This is a genomic window from Shinella sp. OV683, assembly GCF_057787725.1.
Map to the genome: position 1 here is coordinate 5,327,931 of NZ_CM173543.1, position 22,854 is coordinate 5,350,784.

At 57.3% G+C, this 22,854-nt stretch carries 18 protein-coding genes and 1 tRNA gene; 13 read left to right on the forward strand and 6 right to left on the reverse strand.

Annotation, left to right across the window (positions count from 1 at the left end; all coding sequences use genetic code 11):
* Position 1 precedes the first annotated feature (1 nt).
* Together ACXHRN_RS25805 and ACXHRN_RS25810 are read right to left on the reverse strand one after the other, a co-directional pair.
* Positions 2–1,672: an AMP-binding protein gene (locus ACXHRN_RS25805; protein WP_488639115.1), complete on the reverse strand. Its 1,671-nt coding sequence runs from the start codon at positions 1,670–1,672 to the stop codon at positions 2–4.
* Positions 1,673–1,763: 91 nt separating this feature from the next.
* A complete protein-coding gene (locus ACXHRN_RS25810) occupies positions 1,764–2,354 on the reverse strand; it encodes a hypothetical protein (RefSeq protein ID WP_488639116.1) in 591 nt (196 codons plus the stop codon).
* 146 nt (positions 2,355–2,500) lie between these two features.
* Between ACXHRN_RS25810 and ACXHRN_RS25815 the strand changes: the two genes are divergently transcribed.
* From ACXHRN_RS25815 to ACXHRN_RS25825, 3 genes are all read left to right on the forward strand, one after another.
* Positions 2,501–3,301 (forward strand): DUF72 domain-containing protein, encoded by an 801-nt coding sequence (locus ACXHRN_RS25815; protein ID WP_488639117.1) that lies wholly within the window; start codon positions 2,501–2,503, stop codon positions 3,299–3,301.
* A 146-nt stretch (positions 3,302–3,447) separates the two neighbouring features.
* Positions 3,448–3,795, forward strand: a complete 348-nt coding sequence (locus ACXHRN_RS25820; protein WP_488639118.1) for a YidB family protein — start codon at positions 3,448–3,450, stop codon at positions 3,793–3,795.
* 317 nt (positions 3,796–4,112) lie between these two features.
* The gene (locus ACXHRN_RS25825; protein ID WP_488639119.1) at positions 4,113–4,919 is read left to right on the forward strand and encodes a hypothetical protein; all 807 of its coding nucleotides are present in this window, start codon (positions 4,113–4,115) and stop codon (positions 4,917–4,919) included.
* A 94-nt stretch (positions 4,920–5,013) separates the two neighbouring features.
* Here ACXHRN_RS25825 and ACXHRN_RS25830 read toward each other — a convergent pair whose 3' ends face one another.
* Positions 5,014–5,649, reverse strand: a complete 636-nt coding sequence (locus ACXHRN_RS25830; protein ID WP_488639120.1) for a hypothetical protein — start codon at positions 5,647–5,649, stop codon at positions 5,014–5,016.
* Between the two features lie 995 nt (positions 5,650–6,644).
* Between ACXHRN_RS25830 and ACXHRN_RS25835 the strand changes: the two genes are divergently transcribed.
* The 5 genes from ACXHRN_RS25835 (at position 6,645) to ACXHRN_RS25855 (ending at position 13,055) form a co-directional block, all read left to right on the forward strand.
* Positions 6,645–6,830, forward strand: a complete 186-nt coding sequence (locus tag ACXHRN_RS25835) for a helix-turn-helix transcriptional regulator (protein ID WP_488639121.1) — start codon at positions 6,645–6,647, stop codon at positions 6,828–6,830.
* Entirely contained in the window at positions 6,827–9,649 is a 2,823-nt protein-coding gene (locus ACXHRN_RS25840; RefSeq protein ID WP_488639122.1) for a type I restriction endonuclease subunit R, EcoR124 family, read from the forward strand. Before ACXHRN_RS25835 ends, ACXHRN_RS25840 begins: the two co-directional genes overlap by 4 nt.
* 16 nt (positions 9,650–9,665) lie before the next feature.
* Positions 9,666–10,355 (forward strand): restriction endonuclease subunit S, encoded by a 690-nt coding sequence (locus ACXHRN_RS25845; protein ID WP_488639123.1) that lies wholly within the window; start codon positions 9,666–9,668, stop codon positions 10,353–10,355.
* A 187-nt stretch (positions 10,356–10,542) separates the two neighbouring features.
* A complete protein-coding gene (locus tag ACXHRN_RS25850; RefSeq protein WP_488639124.1) occupies positions 10,543–11,844 on the forward strand; it encodes a type I restriction-modification system subunit M in 1,302 nt (433 codons plus the stop codon).
* Positions 11,845–12,074: 230 nt separating this feature from the next.
* Positions 12,075–13,055: a restriction endonuclease gene (locus tag ACXHRN_RS25855; protein ID WP_488639125.1), complete on the forward strand. Its 981-nt coding sequence runs from the start codon at positions 12,075–12,077 to the stop codon at positions 13,053–13,055.
* A 637-nt stretch (positions 13,056–13,692) separates the two neighbouring features.
* Here the strand turns inward: ACXHRN_RS25855 and ACXHRN_RS25860 are convergent.
* The 3 genes from ACXHRN_RS25860 to ACXHRN_RS25870 all read right to left on the reverse strand — a co-directional run bounded on the left by ACXHRN_RS25860 (position 13,693) and on the right by ACXHRN_RS25870 (position 15,619).
* On the reverse strand, positions 13,693–14,907 hold the full coding sequence (locus tag ACXHRN_RS25860; RefSeq protein ID WP_488639126.1) for a tyrosine-type recombinase/integrase: 1,215 nt from the start codon (positions 14,905–14,907) through the stop codon (positions 13,693–13,695).
* A 186-nt stretch (positions 14,908–15,093) separates the two neighbouring features.
* A tRNA-Leu gene (locus ACXHRN_RS25865) sits at positions 15,094–15,178 on the reverse strand.
* Positions 15,179–15,340: 162 nt separating this feature from the next.
* A complete protein-coding gene (locus tag ACXHRN_RS25870; protein WP_488639127.1) occupies positions 15,341–15,619 on the reverse strand; it encodes a YMGG-like glycine zipper-containing protein in 279 nt (92 codons plus the stop codon).
* A 307-nt stretch (positions 15,620–15,926) separates the two neighbouring features.
* Here ACXHRN_RS25870 and ACXHRN_RS25875 point away from each other — a divergent pair, with 307 nt between their 5' ends.
* The 5 genes from ACXHRN_RS25875 to hemA all read left to right on the forward strand — a co-directional run bounded on the left by ACXHRN_RS25875 (position 15,927) and on the right by hemA (position 22,846).
* Complete coding sequence (locus ACXHRN_RS25875) at positions 15,927–16,412, forward strand: (2Fe-2S)-binding protein (RefSeq protein WP_488639128.1); 486 nt, start codon at positions 15,927–15,929, stop codon at positions 16,410–16,412.
* Between the two features lie 28 nt (positions 16,413–16,440).
* Positions 16,441–18,780, forward strand: coding sequence for a xanthine dehydrogenase family protein molybdopterin-binding subunit (locus ACXHRN_RS25880; protein ID WP_488639129.1), 2,340 nt, complete (start codon positions 16,441–16,443; stop codon positions 18,778–18,780).
* Between the two features lie 18 nt (positions 18,781–18,798).
* Positions 18,799–19,599, forward strand: a complete 801-nt coding sequence (locus tag ACXHRN_RS25885; RefSeq protein ID WP_488639130.1) for an FAD binding domain-containing protein — start codon at positions 18,799–18,801, stop codon at positions 19,597–19,599.
* Between the two features lie 209 nt (positions 19,600–19,808).
* Positions 19,809–21,437: a methyl-accepting chemotaxis protein gene (locus ACXHRN_RS25890; protein WP_488639131.1), complete on the forward strand. Its 1,629-nt coding sequence runs from the start codon at positions 19,809–19,811 to the stop codon at positions 21,435–21,437.
* Positions 21,438–21,631: 194 nt separating this feature from the next.
* Complete coding sequence (hemA, locus tag ACXHRN_RS25895; RefSeq protein WP_488642032.1) at positions 21,632–22,846, forward strand: 5-aminolevulinate synthase; 1,215 nt, start codon at positions 21,632–21,634, stop codon at positions 22,844–22,846.
* Positions 22,847–22,854 lie beyond the last annotated feature (8 nt).

Consider the following 22,854-nt stretch of genomic DNA (forward strand, 5'->3'; position numbering starts at 1 on the left):
CCTATCGGCGCGCGGACTTCTTCACTGACGCAGCGCTACCGGCTTCGGCAATCGCCTGGTCGCGCAAGATCCGCCGGATGACCTTGCCGGTCGTCGTCAACGGCAGGGCGTCGACGAACGCAACTTCGCGCGGATATTCGTGCATCGACAAGCGATTCTTGACCCAGGCCGAGATTTCTACGGCAAGCGCATCCGACGGCTGGAAGGCAGGCTTGAGGACGACATAGGCCTTGACGATCTCGGTGCGCATCGGGTCGGGCTTGCCGATGGCGGCAGCCAGTTGCACCGAGGGATGCGACAACAGACAGTCCTCGATTTCGGCCGGGCCGATGCGATAGCCGGACGAAGTGATCACGTCGTCATCGCGACCGAAGAAGTCGACATAGCCTTCGCGGTCCATGACGCCTTCATCGCCGGTCAGCATCCAGTCGCCGATGAATTTTTTTTCCGTTGCTTCCGGGTTGTTCCAATAGCCCCGGAACATCACGGGATCAGGTCTTCGTACGGCAATCTGGCCAGCGGTACCCGCCGGCAGTTCACGACCCTGCGGATCGATGATCGCCACTATGTGGCCTGCGGTCACCTTGCCGATGGCGCCGGCGCGGCTGACACCAAGCGAGATCATCGATCCCAGCACGATATTGCATTCCGTCTGGCCGTAAAACTCGTTGACGGTGATGCCGAGCGCGCGCTTTGCCCATTCATAGGTTTCGCGGCCAAGCGATTCGCCAGCCGAGCCGATCGCCCTGAGCTTGAGATCGTATTTGTCGCGTGGACTTTCGATCGCAGCCATCAACCGCAGCGCGGTCGGCGGAATGAAGGCGTTTGTGACGCCCATCTCGGCCATGATCCGATAGGCGAGGTCGGGATCGAATTTCTGGGCCGGCGAACAGACACAGGGTACACCCATCATCAGTCCCGGCAGCAGACAGTTGAGCAAGCCGCCCGCCCAAGCCCAGTCCGAAGGCGTCCAGAACAGATCGCCAGGCTGCGGCATGAATTCCTGTGCCATCTGCACACCGGGTACATGGCCGGGAAGCACCCGATGGGCGTGCAACGCGCCCTTGGGTGGCCCCGTAGTGCCTGATGTGTAGATCATCAGCGCCGGATCGTCTTTCGACGTGTCGGCGACATCGAAGAGAGCCGGGTGCGCGGCGCAGAGTGCATCAAACGAAATGGCGTCGGCATGTTCGCCATCGCCAGTGACGACAATGCTTCGGAGCGCCGAAAGCTCGGCGCGTATGCCATCGAGCTTCGTCCAGCCGAACGCATTGGTAATCACCGCAGCCGCGCCGGAATCCTTCAGGCGGTATTCGAGAGCATCGGCGCCGAACAGCAGCGCCAGCGGCAGCGCAATGCCGCCCAGCTTGTAGATCGCCACATGGGCGATGACCGTCTCAAAACTCTGCGGTAGCAGGATCGCCACGCGATCACCGGGCCGGATGCCAAGAGCCACAAGGCCATTGGCCAACTGGTTGGAGCGATCCCGCAACTCACCATAGCTCATCGAGCGGTGCGCGCCGTCTGTGGAGAAATGCTGCAGCGCAAGGCGCGACGGATCGCGCTCGGCCCAATCATCGGCCACCGCGCGGCCAATATTGAATTTTTCGGGGATTTCCCAGCGAAAATCCCGGATCAGGCTGGCATAATCGCTGCGTTTCGGCAGAAACATTCACAAAACTCCGCACTTTGTGCATTGCAATAGCACTTTTCCGCGGCGCTGGGAATATTTAGTTCAAGGCTGAATTTGTTTGTCTGCCGGGCTATTTGCCAATGTCGTATTCCAGCGTCTCCATCCTGGTGTCGCACTGGTCCGGGCGCGCGGCATCCTGATGATAGATCTGCTTTTCGATAACGACCTTGTTGCCCTTCACTTTCACCGTCTGCAGACATGGCACCCAGGATTCTCCCAGTGCAGTGAGCACATGCACCTTTGCGGTTTGCGGCTTGAATAGCTCGTCCTTCATCACCTGCTCATCGATGCGGTAGGCGGCAACCCAGTTGTTCGACAGCCTCAATACGAACACGCCGCTGTCGGTCCGGCCGACGACCTCATAGCTGAAAACCTCCGACTCCACCTCGGAGGCGACAGCGTCCTCGACCTTCGTCGACACAACATTCCCGCCAATGGTGATCGGATTGACGGCATAGGCCCAGTTGCTGTTCTGGCAATTGTCGAGCACGATGGATTTGATGATGATTGCTCCGTCGCTGAACCACGGGCGCATCTTCTGTAGGCACATCGGGTTGATGACCTCGCCGCCGATATTGAAGCCGAGGAATTTCTCCTCCGCCTCGCTGCTGCCACCAAAGGCGAGAATGAACAGCATGCTATAGGCAATCATTCTGAGCATCGGAAACTCCGTTTTGGCGGGACATGCTGACAAGAAAAGGCAGTTAGCCTGGTTATGACGTCTTGGACGCGATGAATATTTTCGGGTTGCTTGCCGCTTTTGGCTTCCGGCACTACAAATTGTACCAAAGACACAGGAGGAATCGCATGAGCAAGACAGGCACGATCCGCATGGGCATTGGCGGCTGGACCTTCGAGCCCTGGCGCGGCCCTTTTTATCCCGACAAGCTATCCCAGAAGCGCGAACTTGAATACGCCGCCAGCAAGATGACCTCGATCGAAGTCAATGGCACCTACTACGGTTCCATCAAGGCCGACAGCTTTGCCAAGTGGCATGACGAGACACCGGAGAATTTCGTCTTTTCGCTCAAGGCGCCACGCTTTGCCACCAATCGCAAGGTGCTGGCCGAGGCCGGAGGCTCGATCGAGAAATTCATCACCGGCGGTATCACTGAACTCAAGGACAAGCTCGGGCCGATCAACTGGCAGTTCATGGCCACCAAGAAATTTGATCCCGACGATTTCGAGGCCTTCCTCAAGCTCCTGCCGCACGAGGTCGACGGCAGGCAGCTACGGCACGCCGTCGAGGTCCGTCACGACAGTTTCAACGCACCGGATTTCATCGCGCTGCTGAGGCAATACAAGGTGGCCGTCATCGCCGCCGGTGATTCCAAATTCCCGCAAATCGCCGATATCACTGCGCCCTTCGTCTATTCCCGCATCATGGGCACGACGGAAGGTCACAAGCTGGGCTACACGCCTGGCGAACTCGACCGCTGGGCCGAGCGCGCCAAGGAATGGGCGGCCGGCGAGGTACCGAAGGACCTCAAATCGGCCGGCCAGGACCAACCGAAGCCCGAGCCGCGCGACGTCTATCTCTACGTGATCAGCGGCTTCAAGGAAAAGAATCCGGCCGCGGCGATGGAACTGATCGAGCGGGTGAAATAGTCGGGCTCCCGGCGCGCAGTTTGGAAGCCTTGCTATCAGTGTCCTGACCGGCGTGCCGCTTTTGTCGCGGGCACTGTCATTGACTCGTATCAAACCGAGGGTACTATCGCAGGTGGCGGGTGTGGTATCAACTGGAGGATAAATCCATGAGTCTCCTAGATAATATCGGCGGTATCCTCGGGGATATCATGGCTGGCAAGCAGGTGGACCTCGTCGGCCTTGCAGAGCAGGCATTCGCATCCAGCGGCGGCGTTGGCGGTATTCTTTCACAGCTTCAGTCGGCCGGCCTTGGCGACCAGGTTTCGTCCTGGCTCGGCAAGGGCTCCAACCTGCCGATCTCAGCCGAGCAGATCCAGGCTGCGCTGAGCAACGAGCAACTTGCCAAGCTTGCAGCATCCTTCGGCATCGACGTCAGCCAGGTCTCGCAAGTCCTGGCGCAACATCTGCCGAACGCCGTCGACCAGGCAAGCCCGGACGGCCAGCTTCAGGTCTGATTTTCGAGCCGACACCACGTCAATCTGAATGGCAGCGACGGCATTTGCCGTCGTTTTGCTGTGTGGGATGTGTCATCCCTTGGGGGATGGCCGGTCATTTCGCTTAATGGTATATATTAGAAACCGGGCGGGGATGCTGCGCCATGCGGCATCAAGAAAGTGAAGTGAGACGCACAATCTTCGCTCCCCTGCGACCGCCTGGTACCCCCTAATTGATGTTGAGGCGTGGGGTAGCCTACGTCGCCACAGTGCGTTTGGTTGACACCTCCGCCACTCGTGGCATCATCGCTCTCAACTACGGGGAGAGCGTCTAAAGAATGCGGTCTAAGACGCGATACGCCTTTAGGAGCGGAGAACGGCTATATGAGGTCTTTTCGATCTCTGAGCTGTCGGATGAAAGCCTGATCCTGTTCGTTAAAAAGTCCACCAACTATGAGGACTTAGCTGGTGGAAAAAATATCGCGATCAGGGAAACACACCATTCCATCCATTCTAGCAAGGACAGCACTGGGACGACGATAAAGTGCACCTACCTTCTCGGCGACGAGACCAAGCGAACTTTCGCGTCGTTCATTCAGAATTCAAAGCAGAACTTACTTGCTCACGTTCTATCATTCCGCGTACCGATGCCCGCCGATCGATACCTCTGTCAGCCGAAGGCGCGGGACAAAGTCCTGACCATAGCGACGTTTGGTAAGTACGATCACGCCTGCCTCATGTACCATGTATTGGTCTGCGACCGCGATTTTTCCGCACCGGAACTCGAAGGATATTCTCTTCAGGCGACAGACTTTTCCCGGTTTAGGGTGCTCGTTTACACAACGATTGCGAACGTTCCCGGCTTGGATTCCGGGTCATTTCTTATACTCATGACCTCGCCGGAGAGGATTGATGATGTACCTCAGCGCGAGCCGTTCGGAGACGGCATTGCGTCACATCCGCCCGAGAAGCTCCCCGAATTACTAATGGAGTGGTCCCGGCGCATGGCCGTCGACTTGGTTGCCAGGCATTGCTCGAAGACCTCAAAAGCACATTGCAACAAGATGATCGCTCACCGCGTTTGGTTTTATGCGGACCGCAGCAAGCTGTTGTTGGATGGCCAACCGATCTTTCCCATCAATTGATTTAGGCAGCGTTCCGCACCCCACATCTGCTGATGAGCACGGTGCAATCAACCGGTACAAGCCCGCTGATGGGCCGTCGCAGTCCGTCGCTATATCAAGATTGATCGGGAAACCACTCGCTCAGCGGATGTGGGACCTCGCCTATGTAATGTAGTGCGTTGCATTCTTGGAGCATCTCGTACGCGTCATGACGCAGGTGTTCGAAAATTTCTTTCGCAATACTCATATCATGCAGCACCAATGCGTTTTGGCCAACAACGCCCGATACGACTGCATCAGCGACCTTATATGCCGCTACCGCCGACCACATGTAGCTGTTGGCTGCGCATGTGGCGGGTGCATCCCCTTGCATCAGCTTTTCCATCTTACTTTTGCCTTCGGCGTCCAGCGCTGCAGGGTCGAAAGTTTTTGGTCGCATTGCGTGGCCGAGCCTCGTTGGCGGCATCAGCAGCATTCGCCACAACACGACGACCCTGAACGCCCCCAAAACGATCTCGAATTTCGTTGCCTCGGCATGTTCGCATGCCTCGTCGGCGCCAAACGCGGTGTCCTTGTGCCCAACGAACACGGAATAGAAAATCTGTCCATTTGACGAGGTGAGCTCCCCAAATATCACACCGGGCTGATCCGCGGGCTCCGCCATGTAATGCAAGGATGGCATGAACTCGCATAGCGTTGAGCCTACCCAAGCAAAGGTACCATTTTGCTTAACCGCGGAGGTAAGTGCCACTGAGGTCAGTTCCTTCTCCAACTCTGCGTGCCGATAGTGAGATTTTATCGTGGAGAATTGAGGGCTTCGGGTCCCAAAGTGAACAGATACCCCTTTTTCAACAATTTCGCTCTCACTTGTGAACCCATGATTTCGACCCGCTCGAGCGACGTAGAAAAGCGTTCCGTCGCTTGTGAGCTGTAGCGAAAAAATGTTCAGAGGTAGGCCACCTGCGCTCAGCTGATATCGAATACGCGGTGTCTTCATATGCGGGAACCTTTCGACTAGACGCGGGCGCTTGCTATCTTGCTCACGAATGAAGCTACATACCTGCTATGCCCGCGATAACCGCAGCCCCCTTTATTGCGCCTTGAGTGGTGCGATGCCCGCCATCGGACGTATCGCTAGTATCAGCCAACTGCGATGTTTCTGTCGGTGAGTGAGTGCAAAACCAGAACAAATGTGCCCAGCTTTTTCAACTGGTGCAAATTTTCTGGACACTTTGACCTAATTTACCCAACGATTTCAAGGCCAAAAAAACCTAGTGGTGCCATGCCGAATTCGAAGATATCGCATAACTCATTGATTAAGCTCACAAGTATCTTTCGACAGCTTACGCCGCACCCCCAATAATACCCCCAAACCCAGAGGCTACCGTTCCTACTGCATTCTCAAGATTGCAATATTTATGTAAAGCATCAAATGATTGCATCATCCAGATACCATCGCTGCGTGAACAGATTTTTATATAGCAACCCAGGAATTGTAGCAATCGGAAGGGTACCACGATTTTCCTGCGATCCCAGCGCATAGCGGCTCAAACAGGGTCAGAGAAACTCCGGGCGATTTTTAGAAAACGGGACTGATATCATCGCAGTGGGTTGGTCAATCATAAATTCAAGTACACAACCATGATGCATTCTGCATCGCTACGATTAATTCTGAACGTTGCGGACCTACACTACCCCTCTTACTTCCCCTCTGTCGCGAAAATACAGCACAGAGGACCACCGTTTATGAACGTCGCACCGATCACTTGCACCATTGCCAATGCCACTAAGGCAACTGGCCTTTCCCGCTCCACTCTCTACAATCTCATGAAGGCTAAGCACCTTCCCTACGTCAAGGTCGGTAAGCGCACGCTCCTGAAAATCTCTGACATTGAAGCTCTTCTTGAAAACGGCCGGGAGGTTCGCCATTGAATTTCCTCGAAATGCTCCACCGGCACAGCCCGGCGGATGGTCTCATTTCCATCAGCCATAAGGTTGGAAACGCATTCCCTCCGCTCGGCTTCTTTACGATGAAGCAGCTGCCCGAAGCCGATGCCTTCATGCGAAAAGCAGCCGTCACTCAAGAGGTCTATTGCACTGTCGCCCCGCTGGACAGGCGCCCTCCTGAGGGCAAACGGGGTGACGGTAGCTACATCGGCCATATCTCCGCATTCATCTTTGATTTCGACGTTCTGAACCCCAGTAACGTCAACGCTCACGCCGAAACGGCAATTCCGCAGAGCGTCGATGAGCTTCAGGCATTTATGGATGACATTGGTCTTCCCCCGCCAAGCGCCATTGTACATTCCGGCAACGGTTTGCACACGTACTGGTTTCTGAATAGCCCTATGCCGGCGTATGAAGCCCAGACCGCCCATCGCCGTTTCCAGCGGGCTATCATTGAACTTGCTCACAAGAAGAAGCGGTGGAAGCTCGACAATACCTCGGACCTGGCCCGCGTGCTTCGGTACCCTGGCACTTGGAACCGGAAGAGGGACATCGTCACGCCGGTGCTGCTTGTCAGTGCAGATGAGAATCTTCGCTACAGCGCCGCCGAACTTGATGAATGGGTCACCAAAGCTCACCCGCGTACCGCAGCTCTCGACGCTGCCCTCGTAACCAACAAGCTGAACACGGCCGATCATAACGATCGGCGCAAGGTCGCTGATTTCGATGACATCAAAACCAATTGCCCTGTCGTGGCCGATTGGGTCGCCCGCATGATGAATGGCGTTCATCTCCCCGAGCCTGAATGGCGCCACTTTCTGAGCCTTGCCTGCGCCTGCGATGATGGCGAAGCCATCGCTCGCGACCTCTCGCAGCTTGATGACCGTTTCAACGAGGTCGAATTCACTGCCTACATGGGACGCCGCACGCCGCCCCACAAGTGCGAGACCATTCAACAGACGTGCGGTACTAAGAAATGTGCTGGCTGTCCGCTGATGGATCAGGGTCGCTCGCCCATCACCTTTGGCTTTCGCCTCCCCTCCGATATTGAAAAAGCTGATGCCATCCGTCGTTTCATCCGTGTTGCGACACCCAATGTTCGCTACTTCGATCTGGATCATTTGAGCCGGGACATAGAGCTTCTGCCGGACGCCCTCGACTCTGAGATTGGCTATCTTTTTGAAGGGAAGGCCCATGCTGCCTTCATGGCGTCTCCCGAGGCCCAGCGCGTCCGCCTTGCCCAATACCTGCCGGGCAATCACGACCGCATCACCAAAACCGATGACGGCATCCCTGCCCTGAATCTTTGGACGCCCTCGCCACTCCAACCCGTGCAAGGGGATTGGCCCGTTTTCCGGCGTCATCTCGACCTGCTATTTTCAGATCCTGATGACGGCGCGATCGCCTTCGAACACCTGCTGAATTGCCTCTCTTATATCGTTCAGCATCCGGGTGAAAAAATCCGCCACGCCTATCTGCTTGCCAGCCCGGAACAACAGATCGGCAAGGGGCAGCTCTTGGAACTCATCAAGAGCCTTCTGGGGCCGGACAATCACCAGACCATCGAAGGCGAGGATTTTGGCGAAAAATTCAACGCCCATAACCACAGCATTGGCGAGTTCGACCTCTATTATCAGGATGTGCAAAAGCGCATCAAAGACCAGCAGTGGCCCAATGACAACCAGCCGCATGCGCAGAAAATCGACATCACCATCGTGGTGGACATGCTGCTCACCGGCTTCGATTCCAAATACTTGAACACGCTCTATGTGGACAAGAAGCTCAAGCACCACGGTTTGATCCAGGCCTTCTCCCGTACCAACCGCGTGCTCAACGCCACGAAACCTTATGGCAACATTCTCGACTTCCGTCAGCAGCAGGACGCCGTCGATGCCGCCATCGCCCTTTTTTCTGGCGAGTCAGCGGGGGAAAAAGCCCGCGAAATCTGGCTGGTCGACAAGGCCCCCGTCGTCATCCAGAAACTGGAAGCCGCGGTGGAGAAACTGGATGCCTTCATGAAATCCCAGGGCCTCGACTGCGCCCCGGACGCGGTGCCAAGCCTCAAGGGCGACGCCGCCCGTGCCGTTTTCATTGAGCGCTTCAAGGAAGTCCAGCGCCTCAAGACCCAACTTGACCAATACACCGACATCACCGACGAAAACGCCGCCGCCATCGAGCAGATTATGCCCAAGGAAAATCTTCTCGGCTTCCGCGGTGCCTATCTGGAAACCGCCCAACGCCTCAAAGCCCAACAGGACAAGGTCACGGACAAGCCGAGCCCGGAAGTGGACCAGCTCGATTTCGAGTTCGTCCTCTTTGCTTCTGCCGTCATTGACTACGACTATATCATGGGACTTATCGCTCGCTTCTCTCAAGCGACGCCGGGCAAGCAGAAAATGAGCCGCGAGCAGCTCGTTGGCCTCATCCAGTCCGACGCCAAGTTCATGAACCAAAGCGCGGACATTGCCGCTTACATTGCCACCTTGAAAGCAGGCGAGGGGCTAAGCGAAAAAGCCATCCGCGATGGCTACACGCGCTTCAAAGGCGAACAGGAAGCGGCGGAACTGGCTGGCATCGCGGACAAACATGGCCTAACCACCCCCGCCTTGGAAACGTTCGTGGATGGCGTCCTGCAACGCATGATCTTCGATGGTGAGCAACTCACCGACCTGATGGAACCGCTCGGTTTGAACTGGAAAGCCCGCCGTGTGGCGGAACTTGACCTCATGACCCAACTTCTGCCTCTCCTCACCAAACGCGCCGGAGGGCGCGAAATCTCCGGACTCAGCGCCTATGAACAATAAGACTAGAACCATGGCCATGAACGACGACAAACCCGTATTGATGCCGAAACTGCGCTTTCCGGGGTTCCCCTACGAAGGCGAAACCCAACCCCGTCTCCACTTCCCCGAATTCCAAGATGCCGGGATCTGGGAGGAGACAATTCTTGGAGAAATTGTGGAAGTAGCATCCGGTCAGGTTGATCCGACGGAGGCGCCATATTGCGACATGCCGCATATCGGCGGCGAAAATATTGAGTCACAAACAGGGAAACTACAAGGCGTGAGGACAGCAAGAGAGCTTGGACTTATTAGCGGAAAGTATCTCTTCGACGGAAGTGATGTTCTTTACTCGAAGATTCGCCCTGCCTTGAACAAAGTGGCCACTCCGGACTTCGAAGGAATTTGTAGCGCCGATATCTACCCGCTCCGACCATCCAATCGAAAATTGAATCGGCAATACCTCGCTTATCTTCTTCAGACGGATGGCTTTCTTGCATATACCACAAGACATTCAGACCGAAGTAAAATCCCAAAAGTGAACCGCGACTCTCTCCTGGCGTACGAGTTAGTTCTTCCATGTCCGCCCGAACAGCAACGCATAGCCGACTGCCTCGCCTCGCTTGACAACCTCATCACCGCCGCAACCCTAAAACTCAGCGCCCTCACGACCCACAAAAAAGGCCTGATGCAGCAGCTTTTCCCATTGATGGAGGAGGTTGAAGCATGAGCGGCAAGCCAAAGATTCATCGCTTTCCAAACATGCAGAAACTTGTCACTCGCCTACGGGACGACCTGACCAGCGGCAATCAGGACTTTGTCTTGCTCTACGCTTACAACGGAACGGGAAAAACACGGCTGTCCATGGAGTTCAAGGAGGTATCCAGCCACCCCACCTGTGGAACAGCATCGCCAACATGGCCCGCACCCAAGATGGCGAACTGCTCAACACGCTGCAGGCGGGCTTCAAGTACATCGAAACGGAGTCATTTCAGAGCACTTTCAACGGCCTATTCTCCGAGATCAATCTCGGTTCAGACAAGCTGGGTCGTAAGTATGAGGACCGCAATGCCAAGCTCTGTGCCATCATCACCGAAATCGCCAAAGGCTTGGCGGAATTTTCTTCCGAAATTGATACTCTGGGCGATGCCTATGAATATCTGATCGGCCAGTTTGCGGCGGGCTCAGGCAAGAAGGCGGGCGAGTTCTATACCCCACAGCAGATTTCCGATATCCTCTCAGCCATCGTCATTCTCGACAGCCAGGAGCCCGCCACGGGCAAGAAGGATCGCCTCGCGAGCGTGCTCGACTTCGCCTGCGGTTCCGGCTCCCTGTTGCTCAATGTCCGCAACCGCATGGGGCCGCATGGCATTGGCAAAATTTTCGGCCAGGAAAGCAACATCACCACCTACAACCTTGCCCGGATGAACATGCTGCTGCACGGGGTGAAGGACACGGAATTCGAAATCTACCATGGTGATACGCTGACCAACGACTGGGACATGCTGCGCGAGCAAAACCCCGCCAGAAAACCCGCGTTTGACGCCATCGTCGCCAATCCACCCTTTAGCTTCCGGTGGGAACCGACCGAGGCAATGGGCGACGACGTGCGGTTCAAGAACTATGGCCTGGCCCCAAAATCCGCCGCCGACTTCGCCTTCTTGCTGCACGGCTTCCACTTTTTGAAAGAAGAAGGCGTGATGGCCATCATCATGCCCCATGGCGTGCTCTTCCGGGGCGGTACTGAAGAACGCATCCGCACCAAGCTTCTCAAGGACGGTCATATTGACACCGTCATAGGCCTACCGGCCAACCTTTTTTATTCCACGGGCATTCCGGTCTGCATCCTCGTGCTGAAGAAGTGCAAGAAACCGGACGACGTCTTGTTTATCAACGCGGCTGGGCCTGAGCATTTTGATAAGGGCAAGCGCCAGAACCAACTCTCAGACAAGCACATCGCCAAGATCATCGACACCTACCAATTCCGGAAGGAAGAGGACCGATACTCCAGGCGCATTGGTATGGAGCGTATCGCCGAGGAAGGCTACAACCTCAATATCTCCCGCTATATCAGCACAGCCGAACAGGAGACCGCGATCGATCTGTCAGCCACGCACAGGGAGTTGGTCGAGATCGAGAAGCAGGTTGGCGAGGCGGCAGCGAAACACAACACATTTCTACAGGAGCTTGGGCTTCCCCTTTTGCCAACTGCCGATTAGTGACTTGGGCCTATAGTCCGATTATTCGGACTTAGGCCCTGCGAGTTAAGACATCGAGCAACGCTAAAGAAGGGATATCCCAATTGATGGCGAAGTTGGCTTCAACGACTGCGACGTGGTCCCGATGGGTAGAACTAATCCACCCGCACTTAATGCGCTTGCCTGGCCTGCTGAAATATGAGGCGGAGGTCAGCGTTTCGGCCGATGACCAAGGCATTGAGGAACGTTGATTGACCGAATTCCGTTCACTACAGCTTGCGCCGCTTCAGGAAAACTTCTTGCAAGGTTTTCTCACGAGAAGCGACCCGCGAACTTTGCTCGTCGCGGCACCGGGTACGGGCAAGACCGTGACATCCCACGTTGCGGCGACCCGCATGGTTGCGGCTGGCCTCGTCGATAAGGTTCTGCTCATAAGCGCTCACCGGGCGCTAGGGGACCAGTGGCAACATGTCGGTCAAAACACCGATCCATGGCCAATCGATGCGGTAGACGGCATATCGGTTACTACCACTTATGCCGCATTGACCCGCGATCCGGATCGGATGTGGAGGGACGTCGCTCCCCATACGCGTTGGCTTTTCGTTTTCGATGAAGTAGATTGGGCCGGTGAAAAGGCCGAAGCGATAGCAGCTGACGCAATCGCACGGTTCCCCGGCTCGCGTGCGCTGTTTGTGTCCACCGAGGTTCCACCGATCACAGTGGATTGGCAGTTCACGTTCGAATTCTTCGGCAGCGATGCCCTGGCGCGGCCGGACACGCAGACGATTCTTCAAAAGTTTGCGCCGAGCTTAGGGCTCTTACAGAAGGTACAGCGCAAGCTGCTACAACTCGATGATCTTTCTTGGCGAGAGTTCGAAGAGCTGATTGCTAAGATGCTTGAAGCCGACGGTTATAGTGTCGATCTAATGCAGGGTACCAAGGACGGAGGCGTCGACGTCGTTGCGGTCAGAGATCTTGGCACTGCTGGCCTTATGAAGTCGATATGGCAAGCCAAGAAGAACCACATTGACCGAAAAGTAGGCCTATCGATTGTCCGCGAGCTCGCCGACACCCGACTCGAGCATAAGGCCAGCAAGGCATTCATCGTTACTACGTCGTTCCTTACAAGCGGCGCGCTTCAACGTGTTGAGCGCGATAAGTTCTTGCTAGGAAAGGTTGATCGTAACGACCTCGACCAGTGGATTGATAGAACGCTGCGGGGTAATAGCTAGCTCCCTTCCGAGTCGCCGCGACGAATGCGAGCTGATGCCAATGTAGCGAAACGCATCACGATCCGCGCCAAAATATTTGCAGCCGCGCTGCTGCGCGGTCATAATCTCGGGAAAATGCCGTCGCTGATGAGGGCGGAGACTCCCTGTGCACCTGCATCGAACGGCAGAGCGACGGCCAATTGATGATCGTTTTCCTTAGTCTATCCTAAACGGGACAAGGAGAATTCTGGGGCGCTTGAATCTCTTCCACCTTTCCAAGGCAGAAGCTCTTCGATCCGGCTCGGCTTGTGGCTGTAGACGATCGCGGTAAGTGTCCTGGTTAAGGGCGGCGAGGACAACGTGGGGCCGGAGCACGGGTTACTGTTTCTCGCCTCTATTCCAAATTGCCTCGCGACTCCCCAAATGCCTCACCACTGCCTCACAATATTCCGAGTTGCGAGGCATGGCTTTTCGTTGAATTCATTGATGACTTTAGAAAATGCCTCAGTGCCTCGCAACTTTTGGTCAGTTCGTGCGCGCATAGAGAACGGATTTTTACGTTGTGCTAGCTCGTCGGTGCTTATGGGAGACGGGGCATGACGTCCGGACAGTAGGTGGTAGTGTGGCAGGACAGAGCATCCGATGCCGCGAGTGTGCTTTAGCCTCTTTTCAGTTGAACAACCTCCGCCCCACGGCGCATCTTATCGCACTCACCTACCCACCATGCCACCATGCGAATGCGCTCATCCCAATAAACGCCACGATGATAGGCAGCGCGGACGGTATTTTGATCCATGTGCGCCAGCTCTGCTTCAATAGCATCCGGGTTGAACTTGCCGCTCTGATTCAAGAGCGTTGAAGCCGTTGTGCGGAAGCCGTGCGGGACATGCGTGTCTTTGGAAAAGCCCATGCTTTTCAGGGCCGTGTTCATGGCCATGTCGCTCATGGGACGCTTGACGGTCCGCTCCGAAGGAAAGACGTAGCGTCCATCGCCCGTCCACTCTTGCATGCCTTTCAACAGCACCACAGCTTGCGGAGGCAGAGGCTTCTTATGATCCCGCCGCATCTTCGCCCGACTTGCGGGGATCGTCCATGTGGCCTTGTCAAGATCGAATTCCTTCCATTCCGCTTGACGGAGTTCACCCGGCCTCGGGTAAAGCAGAGCCATCAACTGCAGCGCCACCTTCACACCCGGCCCACGACCCTCATAGGCATCAATGGCCCGGAGCAAGTCCCCAAAGCCCTTTGCATCGGTGATGGCGGATTGGTGCTTTGCCTTATGGGCTTTAATAGCACCCCTTAGAGCGCCAGTAGGATCGCTCTCAGCCCGTGCGGTGGCAATGGCGTAGCGGAATACTTCGCCAATCACAGCCCGCACTCTGCCAGCTGTTGCCAACTTTTCACGCTTTTCCAGCTTGCGGAGTGTGACAAGAATTTCCGGTGCTTTGATCTCAAAAATAGGCCTTGAACCCAGGTCGGCTATGGCAAACCCCAGATAGAAGTGTTTGTTCTTCATTGTTGCTGCTGCCTTGCCTTCGGCCAGCTTCTTGGCCACCAGTTCGTCAGCGACTTCCTTGAAGCTGTTCCCACCAACAAGGCGTTGAGCTTTTTCAATTTTCGCGGTCACGGATGGGTCGACCGCCTTCGCCAAAGAAGCCTTGGCTTCATCGCGCAGCTTCCGGGCATCCTTGAGAGTGATGGAGGGATAGGCTCCGAAAGAAAGCGTCTTCTCCTTACCACCGAACCGGTACTTCAGCCGCCACAGTTTTGAGCCGTTGGGGTTAACCAGAAGATACAGCCCCTCGCCATCCGCATATTTTTTCGGCTTGTCTGTGGACTTGAGACTTCGAATCGCTGTGTCCGTCAAACTCATGTCAAACCTCCTGGGGGCATTATGGGGGTATTGGCGAGGGCACCATCAAAGTAGCACCCCCAGACATACCCCCAAACATCTTGGCTGCAAGTGGACAGCCGTGGACAGTCGTAGACGGAAGAGTTTGATAAATCAGCTCTTTGCGTCTAGCATATGGACTATCATAGATGGTGGTGGAACAGAAGGTGGTGCCCCATGCCGGAATCGAACCAGCACTCCTTTCGGAACTCGATTTTGAGTCGAGCGCGTCTACCAGTTCCGCCAATGGGGCATTCCGTCAGGGAAATCAATCGGAGACAGCGGCGGACTATACGAATGACCGTCGTGCGGTCAACCGCTTTTTCTGCTTGATCTAGGGAATTCGGCATTTAGCCGGAACGGCTGCGGACAGATTTCGGGGCGCGATTGACGCGCCCCGGACCTCATTTGAAAATCAATAAACCACGACCCTGGTGCGGGTGCGGTAGCGTGCCGGGCAATCGTCGATATAGCGGCGGCCGTAGCGGTCGCGATAGTAGCACTGGCCGGGCTGGGCCGCGACGGCGCCGAGCACGCCACCGATGGCTGCGCCGACTGCTGCGCTGCGGACGTCGTTGCCAAGCACGCCGCCGATGATGGCGCCGGATGTAGCGCCGACCGCGGCACCCTTTTCGGTCTGCGTGCAGCTGGCGACGGAAAGACCCATCAGAAGAACAGCGATTGCCTTGTACATTTGCATTGCCTCCGTAAGTATGCCGTTTAAGCGGCTTAAGAAATTTCAGTATTGCCTCGGACGGTCAAGCCGAAAGTCGATGTCCAGCTTTTTCCGGCTAGGGCGTAAAAGAGTTTAAATTGTGAAAATGTTCCCAGGCTCGTCATGTTTGTTCGAGACGGCTTATGAAACGTTAAAATCACCCTTTTGAAGCCAGTGTCTCACAGTTGCGCCAGTTTGTGCGGCCATCGAAATGCTTCGTCCAATCATTGCTTGGAACTCGCTGGGAATGTGGCAACATGAGATCCTACTGATAAGGGAGGAAAAAATGACAAAGGTGACGTTGACGGTCAACGGCCGCAAGGTAAGCGGTGATTGTGATGATCGTATCCTGCTGGTCAACTTCATACGCGACAATCTGGGACTGACAGGCACGCATGTCGGCTGCGACACGACGCAATGCGGCGCCTGCGTGATTCATATGGACGGCCTCTCGGTGAAGAGCTGCTCCATCCTGGCCGTGCAGGCCAGCGGTTCGGACATCACCACCATCGAGGGTCTTGCCAAGGACGGCGAGCTGCATCCGGTGCAGGCGGCCTTCAAGGAAAATCACGGCCTGCAATGCGGCTTCTGCACGCCGGGCATGGTGATGACGTCGGTCGACATGATCCGCCGGCATGGCGGCAATCTCGACGAGGCGACGGTGCGCCACGAGCTCGAGGGCAATATCTGTCGCTGCACCGGCTACCACAATATCGTCAAGTCCGTGCTGGCCGCCGCCCATGAAATGGGCGCCAAGCAGGCCGCCGAATAATCACCAGCTTTCTCGGAGGAGGAACAAGATGGGTGTCGAAGGAATTGGAGCGCGCGTGACGCGCAAGGAAGACAAGCGCTTCCTCACCGGCAAGGGCCGGTACACGGATGACATGAGCGTGCCGGGCATGAAATATGCGGCCTTCGTCCGTAGCCCGCATGCGCATGCCAGGATCAAGAGCATCGATTTCACTGAGGCGAAGGAGATGCCGGGCGTGATCGGCGTTCTCGGCGGCAAGCAATTGCTGGACGATGGCATCGGCAACATCATCTGCGGCTGGATGATCCATTCCAGGGATGGCTCGCCGATGAAGATGGGCGCGTGGCGTCCGCTGGCCGTCGACACGGTTAGATATGTCGGTGACGCGGTGGCCATCGTGGTCGCCGATAGCGTGGCGGAAGCGCGCGACGCGGCCGAGAAGGTCGCGATCGATTACGAAGTGCTCGACGCGGTAACCGAGGCTATCGATGCGATCAAGCTCGGTGCGCCGCAGATCCATCCGGAATCGTCCGATAATGTCATCTTCGACTGGGAGATCGGCGACAGCACCGCGGCGGATGCGGCGATTGCGGCGGCGACCCATGTCACCGAAATACGGCTCACCAACAATCGGCTGTCGCCCAATCCGATGGAGCCGCGCGCAACGCTCGGTATCTACGATTCGGCCGAGGACCATTACACCTGCTACACGACCTCGCAGAATCCGCATGTCGCGCGGCTGGTGATGAGCGCGTTCTACAATGTCGCTCCGGAAAACAAGCTGCGCGTCATTGCGCCGGATGTCGGCGGTGGCTTCGGGTCCAAGATCTACATCTATCCGGAGGAGATCGTCTGTCTCTGGGCTTCCAAGAAGACCGGCGTGCCGGTGAAATGGACGTCCGACCGCACCGAGGCATTCCTCACTGATGCGCATGGCCGCGACCATGTCTCGACCGTCAAGATGGCGTTCGACGCCAACAACCGGATCACGGCGCTGAAGGTCGACACGATAGCCAATCTCGGCGCCTATATGTCGCTGTTTTCCTCGGCGGTGCCGACCTATCTCTATGCGACGCTTTTGTCAGGGCAATATGATATCCCAGCGATCCATTGCAATGTGCGGACCGTCTATACCAATACTGTCCCGGTCGACGCTTATCGCGGCGCCGGCCGTCCGGAAGCGACCTATCTTCTCGAGCGTACCGTGGAGACTGCGGCGCGCGAGCTCGGCGTCTCGCCGGCCGAACTCAGGAAAACCAACTTCATCCGCACCTTCCCGCATCAGACGCCGGTGATCATGACTTATGACGCGGGTGACTACGAGGCTTCGCTGAATGCCGCCATGGCCGCTGCCGACTGGAACGGCTTTGCGGCGCGCAAGGCGGCGGCCAAGTCGCGCGGCATGCTGCGCGGCATCGGCATGAGCTGTTATATCGAAGCCTGCGGCATCGCGCCGTCGGCAGCCGTCGGTTCGCTCGGCGCCGGCGTCGGCCTGTGGGAATCGGCGGAGGTGCGGGTCAATGCCGTTGGCACGATCGAGGTGCTCACCGGCTCGCACAGCCATGGCCAGGGCCATGAGACGACCTTTGCGCAGCTGGTCGCCGAACGACTGGGCGTGCCGATCGATAGCGTCAACATCGTCCACGGTGACACCGACAAGGTGCAGATGGGCATGGGCACCTATGGATCGCGCTCGGGTGCCGTCGGCATGTCGGCGGTGGTCAAGGCGCTCGACAAGGTCGAGGCCAAGGCGAAAAAGATCGCCGCCCACCTGATGGAAGCCGATGAGGCCGACATCCGCATCGAGAACGGCGAGCTGGTGGTGGCCGGCACCGACAAGAAGCTGCCGTGGTTCCAGGTGGCGCTTGCGGCCTACACCGCCCACAACCTGCCGTCGGGAATGGAGCCGGGCCTCAAGGAAACCGCCTTCTACGATCCATCGAACTTCACCTTCCCGGCGGGTTGCTACATCGCCGAGGTGGAGGTCGATCCGGAAACCGGCAAGACGAAGATCATCCAGTTCGTCGCCGCCGATGATTTCGGCAACATCATCAATCCGATGATTGTCGAGGGCCAGGTGCATGGCGGCATCGCCCAGGGCATCGGCCAGGCGCTGCTGGAAGGTGTCCATTATGACGAAACGGGGCAGCTCCTGACGGCAAGCTACATGGACTATGCCATGCCGCGCGCCGACGACCTGCCGTCGTTCGATCTGTCGCACCAGAACACCCCGTGCCCCAGCAATCCGCTCGGGATCAAGGGCTGCGGCGAAGCCGGCGCCATCGGCTCGCCGCCGGCGTTGATCAATGCGATTACCGATGCCATCGGCAACAACAATCTCAGCATGCCCGCGACACCTGAAAAGGTCTGGTCGCTGGCACATGCCTGACTGCAGGAGGATTGAGCTATGTATAACACCACTTATCATCGCGCCTCTTCGGTTGCAGATGCTGTCGCCCAGCAGGCGGCGGCCGACGAGGGTAAATATGTCTCCGGCGGCATGACGCTGATCGCCACGATGAAGCAACGACTGGCCGCGCCGAGCGATCTCGTTGATCTCCGTCATATCCCTGAGCTCAAGGGCATCAGCGTCAACGGACGGACCGTGCGGATCGGTGCCGCGTCAACGCATTTCGAGGTCGCCACGTCGACGGCGTTGAAGGCCGTTTGCCCGGCGATCTCGGCGCTCGCCGGCATGATCGGCGATCCCCATGTTCGTCATATGGGCACGATCGGCGGCTCGGTTGCCAACAACGACCCGGCCGCGGATTATCCCTCGGCAGTGCTGGCGCTGAATGCCAAGGTGATCACCAACAAGCGGACGATCGCTGCGGACGATTATTTTCAGGGCATGTTCGAAACGGCGCTGGAGAATGGCGAAATCATCATCGCCTTTGAATTCGAGGCGCCCGCCAAGGCGGGCTACTCGAAATTCCCGAACCCGGCATCACGCTATGCGATGGCCGGTGTGTTCGTCGCCAAGGCCAGCGACGGCAGTGTTCGCGTCGCGGTGACCGGGGCCGGCTCGGATGGTGTCTTCCGGCATCAGGGCATGGAGCAGGCATTGGCGGCCAAGTGGTCGCCGGATGCGATCGCCGGCCAATCCGTGGATCCCAGCGACATGCTTGCCGATATCCATGGCTCGTCGGAATATCGGGCGAACCTGGTGAAGGTCATGGCCAAGCGCGCGGTTATTGCCGCCGGATGATCAACACCAAACACTGAGAGATGAGGGCCCGCCTAGCGCGGGCCTTTCCGTATGCGACAGCTCGTCTCACCGATTGATAAAGCCATAAAATCAGCATTTTAAGTTTATTAAATCTTTAACTTCGTTGGTTAATCGGGACTGGAAGCCAGATGCTCCGGTCGTCGGAAGGTGATCCGTGGAGCTGGCACATGCCAGAACAGGATAGAACCATGAGCGCTGCAAAATCCCCCTCCGAAAAGCCCATCAACATCGAGCAGCGGCTGGATTTCATGCAACTCGGCGAGGATAGCCGCAAGAAGTTGCGAGAGCTTCGTCCGGTCGTCGAACGCGAGCTGCCGAAGGCGCTCGACAAGTTCTATCAGATGGTCCGCAAGACACCCGAGACCAGCAAGTTCTTTTCGTCCGACCAACATGTCGCCGGCGCAAAGGGTGCACAGGTGGGTCATTGGGCCAATATCGCCAAGGGCGACTTCAATGCGCAGTATGGCAGCAATGTGCAGACCATCGGTAAGGTGCATGCCCGCATCGGGCTTGAGCCGCAATGGTATATCGGTGGCTATGCAATGATCCTCGATCACCTGATCAAGGAAAGCATCAAGGAACATTTCCCCAAGGGCGGCCTGTTCTCCAAACGCACCGTCGACGCTGACGCCCTCGGCACAATGCTTGGCAGCCTCGCGAAAGCCGTGATGCTCGACATGGATCTGGCGATCTCGGTCTATATCGACGAGAAGGAAGCCGCGATCCAGAAGACGCAGGACCGTATTCTCGAAGAAGCCAAGGCGGTTACCGACGTGTTCGGCCGGGCGATTTCCGCCGTTTCCGACAAGCGGCTAGACCATCGTATCGATGAGCCGTTGCCGGATGCCTTTGCCTGTATGCGCGATGCCTTCAATGACGCAGTGGCCGAACTCGGCCAGACGATCGCGCGGATCGAAGCCTCGGCTTCAGGCGTCAGCCACGCGGCCACGGAAATCCACTCGTCCGCCGACAGCCTCGCCAAGCGCACCGAACAGCAGGCCGCCTCGGTAGAGGAAACTGCAGCCGCGCTCGAACAGATCACCGCAACCGTCACCGATTCGACCAAACGCGCCGAAGAGGCCAACAGCCTTGCGGCCAAGGCGCGGTCCGGCGCCGAACGCTCCGGCGATGTCGTCAACAAGGCGGTCACCGCCATGGGCGCGATCGAGCATTCCTCGCACGAGATTTCCAACATCATCGGTGTGATCGACGAGATCGCCTTCCAGACCAACCTTCTGGCGCTGAACGCGGGCGTCGAAGCAGCGCGCGCCGGCGACGCCGGCAAGGGCTTTGCTGTTGTCGCACAGGAAGTGCGCGAACTTGCCCAGCGCACGGCAAAGGCTGCCAAGGAAATCAAGAACCTGATCTCCACCTCCGGCGACCAGGTGAAGGCCGGCGTGGCGTTGGTGGCCGAGACCGGAGAGGCGCTTGGTACAATCGTCAGCGAGGTCACCGAGATCAGCCAGCATATCAACGCCATCTATCAGGCCGCGCGCGAACAGACCTCGGCGCTTTCCGAGATCAATGTCGCCGTCAACGTCATGGACCAGGGCACGCAGCAGAACGCCGTCATGGTGCAGGAAACCAATGTCGCCAGCGACAGGTTGGCCGAGGAAGCGGTGCGGATCAACCAGATGCTTTCCGAGTTCAGCACCGGCTATGAGCAGGCCCCGGCTGCAGCCGAGCCGCGTCGCGCCGCGCGACCGATTTCAAAGACCGCCGCTCCCCCCGCAGCAAAGCAGGTTGTAGCGGCGAGGCGTATGCCAGCAATCGTCGGCAACACGGCGCTCGCACAGGACGCATGGGAAGAATTCTGAGGAATCCAGCCACCTGTAGGAATTTCTTGATCGAGGTCAATGAAATCGGACTCTGGAACGTCCAGATATAGAATCACGGGCATCACGGCAGCGTGATGCGCCCTAACGCCGCGGAATCGTCAAAAGCTGGCGCCCGGGGGTTGACGATTGGAATGATTCAAAACAAAACAATCGTCTGTTATCTGGAGAGAATGATGGAATTCGAAGCCTTTTTCAAAGACGCGCTGGACGGCCTTCACCAGGAAGGACGCTATCGCGTTTTTGCCGATCTCGAACGCCAGGCCGGCAGCTTCCCGAAGGCGATCCGCCATACGGAAAATGGCCAGCAGGAAGTAACCGTCTGGTGCTCGAACGACTATCTCGGCATGGGCCAGCATCCCAAGGTCATTGCCGCGATGAAAGAGGCGATCGACTCTTGTGGCGCAGGCGCCGGTGGCACGCGCAACATTTCCGGTACCAACCACTACCATGTACTGCTTGAGCGGGAGCTCGCAGACCTGCATGGCAAGGAAGCCGCACTGCTGTTCAATTCCGGCTACATGTCCAACTGGACGACGCTTTCGACGCTCTGTTCGAAGATCCCGGGAATGATCGTGTTCTCGGATGCTGGTAACCACGCTTCGATGATCGAGGGCATTCGCCATTCGAAATGCGAACGCGTCATCTTCAAGCACAATGATTTGCGCGATCTCGAAGAGCGCCTTGCGGCCGCCGACCCGGCAGCGCCGAAGCTGATCGCTTTCGAATCGGTCTACTCGATGGATGGCGACATCGCTCCCATCAAGGAAATCTGCGACCTCGCCGACAAGTACGGCGCGATGACCTATCTCGACGAAGTTCACGCCGTGGGCCTCTATGGCCCGCGCGGCGGCGGCATTGCCGAGCGCGACGGCCAGATGCATCGCCTCGATGTGATCGAAGGCACGCTTGGCAAGGCATTCGGTGTCATGGGTGGCTATATCACCGGCTCCACCGCGCTTTGCGATTTTGTACGCTCGTTCGCTTCGGGCTTCATCTTCACCACCTCGCTGCCGCCGGCGATTGCCGCAGGCGCCTTGGCTTCGATCCAGCACCTGAAGATCAGCCCGTTCGAACGCGCCCGTCATCAGGATCGCGTCCGCAAGCTGCGCGCCGCACTCGATGCCGCCGGTATCCCGCATCTCAACAATGCCAGCCACATCGTGCCCGTGATGGTCAAGGATGCGGCGAAGTGCAAGTGGATCTCGGACCTGCTGCTCGACAATTGCGGCATCTATGTCCAGCCGATCAATTACCCAACGGTGCCGAAGAAGACCGAGCGCCTGCGCATCACCCCGGCTCCTTACCATTCCGACGCCGATATCGAGCATCTCGTCAGCTCGCTGCAGCAGCTTTGGGCGCGTTGCGCGCTGGCCCGCGCCGTCGCCTGACAGGTCAC